This window comes from Sphingobium yanoikuyae (genome assembly GCF_034424525.1).
GTDB lineage: Bacteria > Pseudomonadota > Alphaproteobacteria > Sphingomonadales > Sphingomonadaceae > Sphingobium > Sphingobium yanoikuyae.
In genome coordinates this window covers 4,177,501-4,191,702 of record NZ_CP139979.1, presented here as the reverse complement: position 1 = coordinate 4,191,702, position 14,202 = coordinate 4,177,501, and the positions used below count along the sequence as shown (strand labels likewise).

14 protein-coding genes (1 of these 14 only partly in view) are annotated in these 14,202 nt (G+C 65.7%); 8 read left to right on the top strand and 6 right to left on the bottom strand.

Going from position 1 to position 14,202, the window contains the following annotated elements; translation table 11 throughout:
• Window positions 1–47: 47 nt before the first annotated feature.
• On the bottom strand, window positions 48–653 hold the full coding sequence (gene yczE / locus U0025_RS19350; protein WP_004209138.1) for a membrane protein YczE: 606 nt from the start codon (window positions 651–653) through the stop codon (window positions 48–50).
• Window positions 654–741: 88 nt separating this feature from the next.
• Between yczE and yczR the strand changes: the two genes are divergently transcribed.
• A complete protein-coding gene (gene yczR / locus U0025_RS19345) occupies window positions 742–2,205 on the top strand; it encodes a MocR-like transcription factor YczR (protein WP_004209137.1) in 1,464 nt (487 codons plus the stop codon).
• A 143-nt stretch (window positions 2,206–2,348) separates the two neighbouring features.
• Here yczR and ppa read toward each other — a convergent pair whose 3' ends face one another.
• Both ppa and U0025_RS19335 read right to left on the bottom strand, forming a co-directional pair.
• Complete coding sequence (gene ppa / locus U0025_RS19340; protein ID WP_004209136.1) at window positions 2,349–2,891, bottom strand: inorganic diphosphatase; 543 nt, start codon at window positions 2,889–2,891, stop codon at window positions 2,349–2,351.
• A gap of 37 nt (window positions 2,892–2,928) precedes the next feature.
• A complete protein-coding gene (locus tag U0025_RS19335; protein WP_004209135.1) occupies window positions 2,929–4,860 on the bottom strand; it encodes a M61 family metallopeptidase in 1,932 nt (643 codons plus the stop codon).
• Between the two features lie 140 nt (window positions 4,861–5,000).
• Between U0025_RS19335 and hisS the strand changes: the two genes are divergently transcribed.
• From hisS to U0025_RS19305, 6 genes are all read left to right on the top strand, one after another.
• Entirely contained in the window at window positions 5,001–6,263 is a 1,263-nt protein-coding gene (hisS, locus tag U0025_RS19330) for a histidine--tRNA ligase (protein ID WP_004209133.1), read from the top strand.
• Window positions 6,263–7,354, top strand: coding sequence for a peptide chain release factor 1 (gene prfA, locus U0025_RS19325; protein ID WP_004209132.1), 1,092 nt, complete (start codon window positions 6,263–6,265; stop codon window positions 7,352–7,354). The genes hisS and prfA overlap by 1 nt, the downstream gene beginning before the upstream one ends.
• A complete protein-coding gene (prmC, locus tag U0025_RS19320) occupies window positions 7,351–8,172 on the top strand; it encodes a peptide chain release factor N(5)-glutamine methyltransferase (protein WP_004209131.1) in 822 nt (273 codons plus the stop codon). Before prfA ends, prmC begins: the two co-directional genes overlap by 4 nt.
• A 311-nt stretch (window positions 8,173–8,483) precedes the next feature.
• Window positions 8,484–9,251 (top strand): DUF4167 domain-containing protein, encoded by a 768-nt coding sequence (locus tag U0025_RS19315; protein WP_004209130.1) that lies wholly within the window; start codon window positions 8,484–8,486, stop codon window positions 9,249–9,251.
• 119 nt (window positions 9,252–9,370) lie between these two features.
• Window positions 9,371–10,774, top strand: a complete 1,404-nt coding sequence (locus tag U0025_RS19310; protein ID WP_004209129.1) for a DUF4139 domain-containing protein — start codon at window positions 9,371–9,373, stop codon at window positions 10,772–10,774.
• A 13-nt stretch (window positions 10,775–10,787) separates the two neighbouring features.
• Window positions 10,788–12,347 (top strand): DUF4139 domain-containing protein, encoded by a 1,560-nt coding sequence (locus U0025_RS19305; protein ID WP_004209128.1) that lies wholly within the window; start codon window positions 10,788–10,790, stop codon window positions 12,345–12,347.
• A gap of 5 nt (window positions 12,348–12,352) precedes the next feature.
• Here U0025_RS19305 and U0025_RS19300 read toward each other — a convergent pair whose 3' ends face one another.
• Together U0025_RS19300 and U0025_RS19295 are read right to left on the bottom strand one after the other, a co-directional pair.
• The gene (locus U0025_RS19300; RefSeq protein ID WP_004209127.1) at window positions 12,353–12,733 is read right to left on the bottom strand and encodes an acyl-CoA thioesterase; all 381 of its coding nucleotides are present in this window, start codon (window positions 12,731–12,733) and stop codon (window positions 12,353–12,355) included.
• The gene (locus U0025_RS19295; RefSeq protein WP_004209126.1) at window positions 12,723–13,022 is read right to left on the bottom strand and encodes a hypothetical protein; all 300 of its coding nucleotides are present in this window, start codon (window positions 13,020–13,022) and stop codon (window positions 12,723–12,725) included. Before U0025_RS19295 ends, U0025_RS19300 begins: the two co-directional genes overlap by 11 nt.
• Before the next feature lie 85 nt (window positions 13,023–13,107).
• Between U0025_RS19295 and U0025_RS19290 the strand changes: the two genes are divergently transcribed.
• Window positions 13,108–13,536, top strand: a complete 429-nt coding sequence (locus U0025_RS19290; protein WP_004209125.1) for a CBS domain-containing protein — start codon at window positions 13,108–13,110, stop codon at window positions 13,534–13,536.
• 25 nt (window positions 13,537–13,561) lie between these two features.
• Here the strand turns inward: U0025_RS19290 and U0025_RS19285 are convergent, their stop codons facing one another.
• Window positions 13,562–14,202 carry the end of a lipopolysaccharide biosynthesis protein gene (locus U0025_RS19285; RefSeq protein ID WP_004209124.1) on the bottom strand. 847 nt of this gene lie beyond the right edge of the window, so 641 of the gene's 1,488 nt are visible here — the last part of the coding sequence; its start codon lies off the right edge, out of view — the gene reads right to left on this strand; its stop codon occupies window positions 13,562–13,564.

The window sequence follows — 14,202 nt, the reverse complement described above, 5'->3', positions numbered from 1 at the left end:
GGAAAAGGACCGGCCGACGGGTTTCTGTCGGCCGGTCAGGGGGCAACTTATGCCGCGATCGCCGGGCGCTCGGGCGGCTTGATCGTGAAGAAGGGCAGGGCATGGTGGACGATCCAGCCGATCGTCGCGGCATAGACGATGGTGCCGATGCCGACCGTGCCGCCCAGCATCCAGCCGGTCGCCAGCACCGCGATCTCGATGCCGGTGCGCACCCATTTGACCGGCCAGCCATTGCGGCGGCACAGGCCGGTCATCAATCCATCGCGCGGGCCCGGCCCAAGCCCGGCACCGATATAGGCGCCACCGGCAATCCCATTCAGTATGATCCCCGCGCCCAGCCAGGCGGCGCGCATCGCATAGCCGTCCGGCGTCGGCAGATAATGGAGGCTGATGTCCACCGCCGTGCCGATCACCACTATGTTGCAGACCGTGCCGATCCCCGGCCGCTGCCGCAATGGCCACCAGAGCAGCAGCACGACCGCGCCGACCAGGTTGACCGTCATGCCGAAGCTGAGGCCGAGCTTGGGCGCCAGTCCCTGATGCAGCACATCCCAGGGATCGAGCCCCAGATTGGCGCGCAGCATCAGCGCCATGGCAAAGCCGTAAAGCACAAGGCCCCAGAAGAGCTGGAAAAGGCGGCGGGTCATCATCATGGGCATCAGACCTAGCCAAATTGGCCTTTTACAAAAGGACCAATGACGCGTAAGTGGCCTTCAAATCTCTCTGATTGGATTGATTGCCATGTCCACTTCCTTCCTTCGGCCCCCCTCGCTGCTGCGGTTGCTGGGCGCCTGGCGCGCGCAGGACAGTGCCGAGCCGGCCTATCGCCAATTGGCGCAGGCGCTGCGGATGCTGGTGCTGGACGGGCGGATCGGCCTCAATGTCCGGTTGCCGGGCGAGCGGGAACTGGCCGCCGCGCTGGGGCTCAGCCGCACGACCATCGCCGCCGCCTTCGACCGGCTGCGCGACGAGGGCTATCTGGAAAGCCGGCAGGGGTCGGGCAGCGTCACCCGCTTGCCGCCCGGCCGGGTCGAGACCCCGACGCCCGACATCGACGGGGTCACTGGCGACAATCTGCTCAACTGGACCCATGCCGCGCTGCCGGCAGCGCCCGGCGTGGGCCTCGCCTATGCCCATGCGGTCGAGGCGCTGCCGGCCTATCTGGGCGACCTGGGCTATGACCCGCTCGGCCTGCCGGTGCTGCGCCGGGCGATCGCCGCCCATTATGAGCGGCGCGGTTGCCCGACCGATCCCGACCAGATCATGATCACCAATGGTGCGCAGCAGGGCTTCTCGCTGCTGCTGCAATGGCTGGCGGGGCCGGGCGACCGGGCGGTAATCGACCATCCCACCTATCATAATGCGATCCAGGCGTTGCAGCGGGCCAATGTCGTGCCGGTGCCGGTCGGCCTGCCGGTCTATGGCTGGGACATCGACGCGATGGACGCGGCCTTCCGCCAGACCGCGCCGCGCTTTGCCTATATCATCGCCGATTTCCACAATCCCACCGGACGCAGCATGGACCCGGCGACCCGTCGCGCGCTGGTTGCGGTGGCGATGCGCACCCACACGCCGCTGGTGATCGACGAGACGATGGTGGCGATGGGCCTCGACGGATCGCCGCCGCCGCCGGTCGCCTGCCATGACCCATCCGGCCGCCATGTCATCACTTTGGGATCGGCCAGCAAGATCTTCTGGGGCGGGCTTCGGGTTGGCTGGATTCGTGCCGATCCGCAGACCGTGGCCGCGCTCGGCCGCATCCGCACGACGATGGACATGGCCAGTCCGGTGGTCGAGCAACTCGCCGTCGCCCAGCTGATGGATGCGGACGAGGGGCTGGGGCCGCGCGCGGCGATGCTGCGCGACCGGCGCGACCATCTGCTGGCGCAGCTGGAACAACATCTGCCGCACTGGCGGGTGGAATCGCCGGCCGGTGGCCTGTCGCTCTGGGCCGAACTGCCCCGCGCGGAGGCGAGCGCGCTGGCGGCATTGGCCGGCAATCATGGCGTGCGCATCGCGGCGGGGCCGCGCTTCGGCGTCAATGGCGCGTTCGAGCGGTTCCTGCGCCTGCCCTTCACCCTGCCGGAGGCGCAGCTCGACATGGGCGTCGCCCGACTGGTGGAGGCCGATGCCCGGCTCCACGCCCGCACCCCGCGCGGCCGCGATCCGCTGGCCCTCGCCCTGGAGGCCGACCGATTGATCTAGAGCCTGATCGTCTGAGGTGGAAGCGCTTCGCGTTTTCACCGATGGCGTGAATCAGGCTCTAATCTTTAAATCTGACCCATAAGAAAAGGGCCGCGCGGAACATCACCGCGCGGCCCTTTTCAATCGGCTATACCGAGAAGGGCTCAGCCCTTCTTCTTCTCGGCCTGATAGCGTTCGATCGCTTCCAGCGTGATCCGCTTGGCGTCTTCCGCGCCACCCCAGGTGCCGATGCGCACCCACTTGGTCTTTTCCAGATCCTTATAGTGGGTGAAGAAATGCTCGATCTGCTCCATCACGATGGTGGGCAGATCGTCCTTCTCGCCGACATTATTATAATAGGGGAAGGTCTTGTTGTCCGGCACGCAGACCAGCTTCTCGTCGCCGCCGGCTTCGTCTTCCAGGTTCAGCACGGCGATCGGGCGTGCGCGCACGACCGAGCCGGGCACGAACGGCGAGCGGGCGATGACCAGCGCGTCGAGCGGATCGCCATCGGGCGACAGGGTGTGCGGCACGAAGCCGTAATTCGCCGGATAGCGCATCGGCGTGTGCAGGATGCGATCGACGAACAGCGCGCCCGAGGCCTTGTCGAACTCGTACTTCACGGGTTCGCCGCCAACCGGCACCTCGATGATGACGTTCAGGCTGTTTGGCGGATCTTCGCCGACGGGGATCAGGTCAATATTCATGCATCTTCGCCTTTTACATGCGGTTGCTTGGAAATCTTCAGGTGCGCGGCTGCAGCAGCTTGTCGAGGCTGCCTTCGCCGGTGCCGGTCTTTTCGAGGTGCGGATAGCGCAGGCCATCCGAATAAGCGAGGGTCAGGGTGCGATAATATTTGTCCTGCTTTAGGATAAGCTGTATCGGCTTCTTCGCGTCCTTAGCCTCGGTCAGCGCCGTCTTGAATGCGTCGCTCGAATATTCATTGCCGTTCACCGCAATAATCTTAGATCCTACCGCAAGACCAGCCTTGAACGCGGCGCTGTTCCAGATCACCGCCGCGATATCGCCGTCATTCTTGACCGTCAGGCCCACGCCAAAGCTCTGGTCGACCGTCTTCTGCGCGCCTTCGGCCGCCTTGGTGATGGCATTGGGGGTATCGGTATAGACCAGCTTGTAGCCGCCCAGGGTGAAGCCGCCCTTGGGCGTTTCCGTGGTGGGGCTGTCGACATATTTGTGGAACAGGCCGGCCCAGTCATAGGGGGCGACGCCGTTCAGCGTGTCGATCACGTCCTGGCGATTATAGACGACCTGGCCCCAGTCGCCCGGCTTGATGCCGAAAAAGGCCTTGGCGAAATCGTCGATGCCCTTGGCGCCCTTGGTCTGCTGGCGCAGGATGCCGTCGACCTCCAGCCAGATCATCAGGCCTTCATTATAATAATCCTCCGACCGCTGCCAGTTGGCCCAGCCCTTGGGACGGCGGGCGGAGATGATCGGATCATTGGTGGTGTCGACCATCGGGCGCCATTCGCGGCCGCGCGTAGTGTCCAGCTTCGCTGCGATCTGGGCATAGGCATCCAGCGTCTCCTGCTTGGAGAACATGCCCGAACGCGCGCCCAGCACATAGCCCCAGAACTGGGTCTGGCCTTCATAGACCCACAGCAGGCTGTCCTGCATCGGCACGTCGAAATTGGGCGTCCACAGCAGGTCGGGGCGGCGGAACTTGCCGTCCCAGCTATGGGTGAATTCATGCGGCAGCAGGTTGCGGTCGAGCAGCGCCTCGCCCGAATCCCACTTCTTGAAATAGCCCGGCTCGACCTGATTCTCGGACGAGCGATGATGTTCCAGGCCAATGCCGCCCATTTCGTCGGTGATCGACAGCAGGAAATCATAATGGTCGAAATGATAGGTGCCGAACGCGGCGCCGGCTTCGGCCACCAGCTTCTTGTGCTTGGCGATCTGGTCGGTGTTGAACACCAGTTCGTCGGCATCGTCGGCAACGATGTTCAGCGTGACGTTGTGGCCCAGGTCCACCGCCTTGAAATGGGTGCCGGCAAAGACCGGCGAGTCCTGCAGCGCCTCATAGTCGATCACGTCATAGGCGATGGTGTCGCCGCTGCGCTTGCCGCGCAGCGCGGTCGCCGCCTGCCAGCCGGCGGGATAGGTGACATTGGCCTGCACCGGGATCTGGCGGGTATAATAGCCGGCCGGGTAGAGCGACACATCTTCCCACTGGATATTCTGCATCTTGGGGGTCACGACGACGCGGCCCTGGTTGGTCGCGGTCGCCGACAGGAACTGGAAAGATGCGACCACCTGCTTGGTGCCGGCCGGCACGTCGATCTCGAACGCATAGACGTTGAGCGGATTGCGCTTCCAGCTGATCGGCTTGCCATCGGCGGTGAAGGTCAGGCCGGTCAGCTTCTCGATCGGGCCGCGCGGGGCATGGTTGCCCGGCAGCCATTCGGGCATGAGCAGGGTCATCGGGCCGCTCGACGCGACGGGAATGGTTTCCTTCACGCGGAAGATGCGCTGCACCGTGTCGGTGGCGTCGACGTCAAGGCGGATCGTGCCGCCCGGATAGGGGACATCCTTGGGCATCGGCTTGGCGCTGTCGACGGGCAGGGCGGTCGGCTTGGAACGGATGACGTCCTGCGCCAGCAACGGGCTGGCAATCGCGGTCGAAAGGCAAAGGGCGGCAGCAAGGCTGCGGATCATGACGGTCTCCAGAAAAGGAACGGGGGCCGGACGGCCCGTCTGTCCCAAGCATGGCGGGGCGAATCGCCCGCGTCCACCCCTTATGCCGCCATAAAAAGCGCGTTTCCTTGGGCCGCGATTATCGTTAAAGGCGCTGCCCCATGGCGAAGATCGAAACGCCGCGCCCGGTGCGCGGAACGCAGGACATGTTGGGCGGCACGGCGGAGGCGTTTCAGGAACGCTTCGCCCATGTCGTCGCCACCTTTGACCGGGTGCGCAAACTCTATGGATTCCAGCGGGTTGAAGTGCCCGTCTTTGAATCGACCGCGGTGTTCGCCCGTTCGCTGGGCGAAAGCACCGACGTCGTGTCGAAGGAAATGTACACGTTCGAGGATCGCGGCGGCGACAGCATCACCCTGCGCCCCGAATTCACCGCCGGTATCTCGCGCGCCTATATTACCGAGGGCTGGCAGCAATTTGCGCCGCTGAAGGTCGCGACCCATGGTCCGCTGTTCCGCTATGAACGCCCGCAAAAGGGCCGCTTCCGCCAGTTCCACCAGCTCGACGCCGAAATCCTGGGCGCGGGCGAGCCGGCGGCCGATGTCGAGCTGCTGGTGCTGGCCGACCAGCTGCTGCGCGAACTGGGCGTGTCGGAAGGCGTGACCCTCAATCTCAACACGCTGGGCGACGCGGAAAGCCGCGAAGCCTGGCGCGCCGCGCTGATCGCCCATTTCGAGGCGCATCGTGGCGAACTGTCGGAAGAAAGCATCGACCGGCTGGCGAAGAACCCGCTGCGCATCCTCGACAGCAAGGATCCGCGCGACCGCCCGATCGCCGACAGCGCGCCGGACATCGACGCCTATCTGACCGACGAGGCGCGCAGCTTCTTCGACAAGGTGACCAGCGGCCTCGACGCTGCCGGTGTCGCATGGGAGCGTAATTCGCGGCTGGTGCGTGGCCTCGATTATTATCGCCACACCGCGTTCGAGTTCATCACCGACCGGCTGGGCGCGCAGGGCACGGTGCTGGGCGGCGGCCGCTATGACGGCCTGATCGAAAATCTGGGCGGTCCGTCCACCCCGGCGGTCGGCTGGGCAGCGGGGATCGAACGGCTGGCGATGCTGATCGACCAGCCGGCGATCGACAAGCCGCAGATCGTGCTGATCCCGATGGGCGAGGCGGCCGAGGCGAAGGCGACCGGCATCATCGCCGATCTGCGCCGTGCCGGCATCGCCTGCGACATGGGCTATCGCGGCAATATGAAGAAGCGGATGCAGCGCGCCAACGCGTCGGGTGCCGCCTGCGCGATCATCCTGGGTGACGACGAACTGGCACGGGGCGAAGCGGCGGTCCGCAACCTTGGCACTGGCGAGCAGCAGGCGGTCGCACTGGATGCGCTGATTGGCACGATGACGGCGCTCTGATGCACATTTCCGCCGAACGCATCGCGCAGATCGAGGCGCGCCGGGACGAGGTGCAGGCGTCGATGACGCGCGCCGACCTCGCGCCCGATGCGTTCGTGAAACTGTCCAAGGAATATGCCGAGATCGAGCCGGTCGCCCGGGCGGCGCATGAGCTGCGCCGGTTGCGCCAGGAACTGCGCGCCCTCGAACAGATGGCCGGCGGCGAGGAGAGCGACGCCGATCCGCTGATGCGCGAAATGGCGCAGGAGGAAATGCAGCTGCTTAAGGGGCAGTTGCCCGATGCCGAGCGCGCGCTGGCGCTGCAGCTGCTGCCCAAGGATTCGGCCGATGCCCGCCCGGCGATGCTGGAAATCCGCGCCGGCACCGGCGGGGATGAGGCGGCTTTGTTCGCCGGCGATCTGTTCCGCATGTATCAGCGCTATGCCGATACCCAGGGCTGGAAGATGGAGATGCTCTCCGCCAACGCCTCGGAACAGGGCGGTTTCAAGGAAGTGGTGGCCAGCATCAACGGCACCGGCGTCTTCGCCAAGCTGAAGTTCGAGAGCGGCGTGCATCGCGTCCAGCGCGTGCCGGTCACCGAAAGCGGCGGCCGCATTCATACCAGCGCCGCGACCGTTGCGATCCTGCCCGAGCCGGAAGAAGTCGATGTCCAGATCGCCGATTCCGACCTCAAGATCGACATTTATCGCGCGTCGGGCGCCGGTGGCCAGCACGTCAACACCACCGATTCCGCCGTGCGCATCACCCATTTGCCGACCGGCATCGTCGTGACGCAGCAGGATGAGCGGTCGCAGCACAAGAACAAGGCCAAGGCGATGCAGGTGCTGCGTGCCCGCATCTATGAGGCGGAGCGCGAGCGCACCCAGAGCGAACAGGCCGGCGCGCGCAAGGCGATGGTCGGATCGGGCGACCGGTCGGAGCGCATTCGTACCTATAATTTCCCGCAGGGGCGGGTGACCGACCACCGCATCAACCTGACCCTGCACCGCCTGCCCGAAATTCTCGAAGGGCCGGGCCTTGCCGAAGTGATCGACGCGCTGGTGGCCGAGGATGAGGCCGCGCGCCTCGCCCAGCTGGACGGGGTGGCGTGAGCGTCGCCGATGCGCTGCGCGACGCCACTGTCAGCTTAAGCACGATCAGCGACACCCCCCGGCTCGACGCCGAACTGCTGATGGCCCATGCACTGGGCATCGGCCGCAATGACCTGTTGCTGCGCCAGCGCGACCTGTCTGTCCCTGTCAATTTCGCTGTCCATGTTCAGCGGCGGCTGACCGGCGCACCGGTCGCCCATATCCTGGGCAGCCGCGATTTCTGGACGATCAGCCTGACCGTCACGCCCGATGTGCTGATCCCGCGCCCCGACAGCGAGACGCTGATCGAGGCGGCGGTCGATCATTTCCGTGATCGTGCGCCCACGACCATATTGGATCTGGGCACCGGATCGGGCGCGCTGCTGCTCGCCGCGCTCGACCAGTGGCCTGATGCGACAGGGCTGGGCATCGACGCGTCTGCCGCCGCGCTGGCGGTGGCGCAGGACAATGCCGACCGGCTGGGCATGGGGACGCGCGCGCGCTTCCAGCTGGGTGATTGGGCGGCCGGCGTGACTGGGCCGTTCGACCTGCTGCTGATCAACCCGCCCTATATCGCCACCGACGCGCCGCTCGCCGGCGATGTGCTGCACGATCCGGCCAGCGCCCTGTTTGCCGGCGCCGACGGGCTGGACGATTATCGCCGCATCGCGCCGCAACTGCCCGCGCTGATCGCGCCGGGCGGCATGGCCGCGATCGAGATCGGCTATGATCAGGGGCAAAGCGTGTCGGCGCTGCTGCGGGCACAGGGGCTGGGCGTGTCGCTGCGCCGCGACCTTGCGGGGCATGATCGCTGCCTCGTCGCCACGCCGGGCGAATAAGAAGGCGGGATTTCACGCCACCACAGCGAAAATTGCTTGGTTTATCGCGTGAATGCCATTACATCGGGATCAGGAAAACCGCCATTCCGGCGACATGGCCTTATCAGGCCATTGATGGATAAGGCATTTTCCTGCTCCTGAAAGTCAAGATGGCGCTGCTGCGCAAGCGCCTCTGGTGGCTGAGGGCGTGGTCCGGTTCGGATCATGTCCGGCGGAGCCACATCCGGCCCCACGGAAGGGGCGGTGCTTGGGGATAGCAGCTGAACAGTGTTTTCAGTGAATATTATCATAGCGAACGCAAGGATCATGTCTTGATCAACAACCGGCAGGCCGGTCGCCGCAATCGCGGCCGGAATAATAACAACAACGGTCGTCCCAATGGCGGTAACCGGGGTGGTGGCGACAACGGCAACCGTATCGACAACCGCGCCCGCGGCAATGCGGCCCAGCTTCTTGAGAAATACAAGAATATGGCGCGCGATGCCCAGATGGCCGGCGACCGTGTGAACGCCGAATATTATCTGCAGTTCGCCGATCATTATTTCCGCGTGCTGGCCGACAATCGTTCGCGCCAGGAGGAGCAGCAGCAGCGCTTCCGCCGGAATGACGAGAATTTCGACGATGAGGGCGAAGATTTCGAGGGCAATGAGGACGGCGCCGAAGAGGGCCGCACCGAACAGCCCGAGCGCGCCGAACGTGATTATGACCGTCGCGAACCGCGCGGCGAACGCCAGGATCGCGGTGACCGCAATGATCGTGGCGACCGGGGCGACCGCAACCGTCGTGACCGCAATCGTCGTGATCGTCCGGTGGCCGAGGAAGGCGCCGAGCAGCAGCCGGTGGCAGCCGAACAGCCCGCAGAACTCGCAACCGAGCCGGCCGCCGAAGCGCCCAAGCCGCGTCGCGGTCGCCCGCGCAAGGCCGATGCCGCGCCGACCGAAGCGAATGAAGGCCTGGATGTCAGCATCCTGCCGCCCTCGATCGCCCGCGCCGATAATGACAGCGACACGGACGTGACCGAGGAAGCGCCCCGCAAGCGCACCCGTCGCGCCCGTCCGGCGACCGAAGCCGCCGAATAAGCGCGGCTTTCGGGCAACCCCAAAAACAAAAAGGGCGGTGCCATCCCGGCGCCGCCCTTTTTATTTGCAAATATAGCTGCTTGGGGCAGAAGATCGTCGCATAAGGGGAGTGCGACCTGATGACGACTGTCCGCCTGTTGACCGGTCTGGCGCTGCTGCTGCCGGCCGCCGTCTTTGCCCAGACCGCTGCTGTCGATCCCACCGGCGCCACCGCCCAGGGCGATGTCGCCGTCACCATCTATAATGGCGGCCCGTCGCTGGTGCAGGATGACCGGCAGTTGAGCGTCAATGCCGGCCGCAACCGCATCGAATTTCCTGACGTCTCGGCCCGCATCCGGCCCGAAACGGTCAATCTCTCCGGCCCCGGCTTCTCGATCGTCGAGCAGAATTTCGATTTCGACCTGCTCTCGCCCGACAAGCTGATGGACAAGGCGGTGGGGCAGGAGGTGACGCTGGTGCGCACCAATCCCGCGACCGGCGCCGAGACTCGCGAGCGCGCCAAGATACTCGCGGCCAATGGCGGCATCGTCATGCAGATCGGTTCGCGGATCGAGGTGCTGCGCGACGACGGCCTACCGGTGCGGGTGATCTTCGACCGGGTGCCGCCCAATCTGCGCGCCCGTCCGACCCTGTCGGTGACGATCGAGGCGGCGCGCGGCGGCACCGTGCCGGCCCGGTTATCCTATCTGACGCCCAATCTTGGCTGGACGGCCGATTATGTCGCGCTGTTCGACGCGACCAAGGGCGCGATGGACATGCAGGGCTGGGTGACGCTCACCAACAATACGGGCACGAGCTTCACCAATGCGAAGACCATCCTGGTCGCCGGCAATCCGGCCAATGGTGGCGGAAGGCATAACTGGTGGCAGTCGTCGAGTGGGACGATCGACCAGGTCGGCACCGAAAGCGGCCCGCGCGAGCGGCTGGGTGACTATTATCTCTATCCGCTGGCCGATCGCACGACCATCGCCAATGCCCAGCAGAAGCAGGTCAGCTTCCTCGATGTGAAGGGCGCGCCGGCGCGCGCGACCTATGAATATCTCAATAGCTGGATGGGCAGTTCGACCGAACCGGTGAGCGCATCGAGCGTGCTCAAATTCTCGACCTCGAAACAGGGTGGCCTTGGCGATCAACTGCCCGCCGGCACGATCCGCGTCTATATGCGCGACGCGCGCGGTGATCCGCAGTTCATCGGCGAAAACAGCATCGACCATACGCCGATGGGCTCCTCCATGGCGCTGCGCACCGGCGAGGCATTCGACGTCAAGGTGCGCCCGACCGTCGAGCAGCGCACGAAGAAGGGCAGCCAGCGCTGGGAAACGCGGATGCGCTACACGCTCACCAATGCCCGGCCCGAAGCGGTGACGATCGACCTGGCCCAGCAGGGGCTGTGGGGCGACACCCGCGTTACCGCACAAAGCCTGGAAGGCAAGCGCGTCTCGGCCGACCGGATGGAATGGAGCGTGCCGGTGCCGGCCAATGGCGCGGTGGATCTCAGCGTCACCTTCGATTCGCGCTACTGACCGGGCCGGCGCCGTGCTGCTGCGCGTCCTCGCCCTACTTCTGCTCTGCCTCGGCATCGCGCCGGCGCGGGCGGGGACGGTGGTTTCGGCCAAGGCGGATTCGGTCTCGGTCACCGTCTATCGCCAGCCCGATCGCGCCAAGGGGGCGATCGATCCCAAATGGCCTGGCGGCTATGCGCTGATCAACGAGACTCGCATCATCGACCTGCCCAAAGGCGACTCGGTGGTGCGGTTCGAGGGGGTAGCAGAGGGGCTGATGCCCGAAACCGCGATCCTCTCGGGCATGCCGCAGGGCGTGCGCGAGAAGAATCGCGATGCCCGGCTGCTCTCGCCCGCCGGTCTGGTCGACGCCTATCTCAAGCGCAGCGTCACCCTGCGCCGCACCGACCGCAAGACCGGCAAGGTCAGCGAGCAGGATGCGATCATCAGCGCCGGGCCGATGGGCGGCGTCATCGTCCAGACGGCGCAGGGCTATGAGGCGCTGGGGTGCAGCGGCCTGCCCGAACGCATGCTCTATCCGCGCGTGCCGACCGACCTGTCGCCGCGCCCGACGCTATCGGTGATCGCCACCAGCGCCCGGTCCGCCCGCGTGACGCTGCAGCTCACCTATCTGGCCGAGGGATTCGACTGGGCCGCCAATTATGTCGCCGACATGCAGGACGATGGCCGCCATCTCGATCTCATGGCCTGGCTGACCGTGGCCAATGGCGGCGTCACCGGCTTTGCCGACGCCCGGCTCAGCGTCATCGCCGGCCAGCCCAACAAACAGGGGCGCAAGGTGCAACCCCGTTCGACCGGCGGACCGCTGCAGCTGCGCTGCTGGCCAATGGACATCACCAGCACTCATCCACAGTGGGAACTGTTCCCGATCGACATGCCGCAGGCCGAGGCGATGATGGATTCGGCGCAGGAAATTGTCGTGACGTCGATGCGCGCACCCGCGCCGATGATGGCCGCGCCGCCACCCCCGCCGCCACCCCCGCCGCCTCCACCTCCTCCTCCGCCGGAGGATGTCGGCGACCTCAAACTCTATCGCGTCCCGGTGACGGTGGATGTCGCGGCGAAAGGCCAGAAACAGGTCGCCCTGCTGCGCCAGCCCGACGTGCTGGTGGAGCGCCTCTATGCCGCGACCCTCGACTATAGCGACGGCAATGGCCGCTCACGCCCGATGACGCTGCGGTTGCGGCTCCAGAATCGCAAGGCCGACGGTCTGGGACTCGCCATGCCTTCGGGCCGGGTCGCCCTGTTCGAGACGATCGACGGCCAGCGCCTGCTCGCGGGCGAAACCGATATTGGCGACAAGGCGGAAGGCGAGCGGGTCGATTATGATATTGCCCAGAGCGCCGATGTCCGCATCATGGCGGTCATCGGCGGCCAGTCGGCCAAGGCGCGGCGCTGGACGCTGACCCTCACCAATGCACGGCCGTTCGACGCGACGGCGGAAATCCTCATTCCCCATGACATCGCGCCGCGTCCGACGCAGATGGAGCGCCGCGGCAATAGCTGGGTCTGGCGCGCCATCATCCCGGCCAATGGGCAGGTCAGCTACAGCTATGACCAGAAGCTGCGCTGACCTCCTCAGTCGCCGGGAATGGGGCGGGGGCGGTGCGTCTCGTCCAGTGCGACGAAGGTGAAGACGCCGCTGGTCAGCGCCACCGTTTCCGCGCCGCCGCCGCGAGTCGCCACCACGTCGATGCGGATCGCCACCGATGTGCGGCCGCGCTTCTCTTCCTGCGCATAGACTGACACCAGATCGCCCATCAGGATCGGCGAGATGAACTTCATGCTCTCGATCGCGACCGTCGCCACCGCGCCCTGGGCGATTCGCCCCGCGACGATGCCGCCGGCGATATCCATCTGGCTCAACACCCAGCCGCCGAAGATATGGCCATTGCTGTTGATGTCGGCCGGGCGCGGCACGACCCGCAATATCACTTCGCGATGGGGATCAATCGTCAAGCGGCACCTCGTCCTTCAGCCGGTCCATTACCTGGTCGTCATGCCCCGTCCCGGCGGAGAGGAAGACGAGCGCCATCAAGCCCGTTCCCAGCATGAAGGTCAACCAGACGCCCAATATGGTGGCGATGATCATGTGAACCGGCATCGGCCCGGTCCATAGCCGCAGGAACAGCAGGGCCGCGCCGACGCATAATGCGCCGATCAGCGCCATCCAGAGCATGATCCGGCGGAATCGCGACCAGGCGATTGCCGCGATCCGGGGATCGTCCAGGCCCTTTTTCTCTGTCATTCTCTTGCTCTCCTCCCTTTTCTTTGCGCCGCGAAAGTGGGATCATCAAGCGCAGAGACAGTAAGTCCACAAAAGGAGAGCGGCCATGACCATCGCGGCAATCTTGCAGGGCAAGGGGCGCGACGTCGTCCAGGTCCAGTCGACCGACAGCGTATTGTCGGTGGTGACCTTGCTGGCGGATCGGCGGATCGGCTGCGTGCCGGTGGTCGATGGCGGTCAGGTGGTCGGCATCTTTTCCGAACGCGATGTCGTCTATCGTCTGGCCCAGCAAGGGGCAGAGGCATTGAACCACACGGTCGCCGATGTGATGACCCGGCCTGCGATCACTATCGACGACCAGATGCCGGTGATCCATGCCCTGTCGCTGATGACCAAGCGGCGCATCCGCCATCTGCCGGTGGTGAAGGGCAGCGACCTGATCGGCCTGGTCTCGATCGGCGATCTGGTGAAGTTCCGCATCGACAATATCGAATCGGAAGCCGCTGCCCTGCGCGACTATATCCAGACCGCCTGACGAAGGCCGGGCGTCCGCCGGTCCGTCAGGCGGGCGCCTGCACCGGCGGCGCGCGGCGCACGATCAGGTGCACCAGCTCCATCAGCGTGCCGCGCGCGCACAGCATCAGCGCCGCCAGGAAGGCGATGCCGCCGGCCGGCACCAGGATCGCCAACCGGATCGGCGCGGCGAGCGGCGGCAGCAGGCGGTCGATCATCAGCACGACCCCGGCCATCAATATGGCACAGCCCAGCCCCGGCGCGGCGGCACGGATCAGATCGATCGCGCGCAGCCCCATCGGCCCGCCGGCGAGCCGGGCGGTGACGATGGTGAGGATCGGGAAGGCGCCCAGCCACGCCCAGGCCAGGCCGATCGCCCCCCACTGGATACCGATCAGGAAGGCGCCGGCCATCAATATCGCCCCGATCGCGGCGATTCGGGCGGTGGTGCCGGGGCGGCCCAGCGCATTGCTGACCGGCGCGAACATCACCTGCAGCGTCATGAACGGCATGGCGAGCGCCAGGATCGAGACAAACGGTGCCATCTCCAGCCATTTCTGGCCGAACAATGTCTCGACCAGCGGTTCTGCGGTGACGGCCATGCCCAGATAGATGGGGCAGGAGATCAGCATCAGCAGCCGCACCGCCTTGCAGAAGGACCAGGCCACCCGCGACAGATCCTTCTGCA

Coding starts and splice junctions, on each gene's coding strand:
- U0025_RS19310 (WP_004209129.1), top strand. CDS start 9,371: ATGACGACTGTCCGCCTGTTGACCGGTCTGGCGCTGCTGCTGCCGGCC.
- yczE (WP_004209138.1), bottom strand. CDS start 653: ATGATGATGACCCGCCGCCTTTTCCAGCTCTTCTGGGGCCTTGTGCTT.
- U0025_RS19335 (WP_004209135.1), bottom strand. CDS start 4,860: ATGATCCGCAGCCTTGCTGCCGCCCTTTGCCTTTCGACCGCGATTGCC.
- prfA (WP_004209132.1), top strand. CDS start 6,263: ATGCACATTTCCGCCGAACGCATCGCGCAGATCGAGGCGCGCCGGGAC.
- U0025_RS19295 (WP_004209126.1), bottom strand. CDS start 13,022: ATGACAGAGAAAAAGGGCCTGGACGATCCCCGGATCGCGGCAATCGCC.
- hisS (WP_004209133.1), top strand. CDS start 5,001: ATGGCGAAGATCGAAACGCCGCGCCCGGTGCGCGGAACGCAGGACATG.
- ppa (WP_004209136.1), bottom strand. CDS start 2,891: ATGAATATTGACCTGATCCCCGTCGGCGAAGATCCGCCAAACAGCCTG.
- U0025_RS19290 (WP_004209125.1), top strand. CDS start 13,108: ATGACCATCGCGGCAATCTTGCAGGGCAAGGGGCGCGACGTCGTCCAG.
- yczR (WP_004209137.1), top strand. CDS start 742: ATGTCCACTTCCTTCCTTCGGCCCCCCTCGCTGCTGCGGTTGCTGGGC.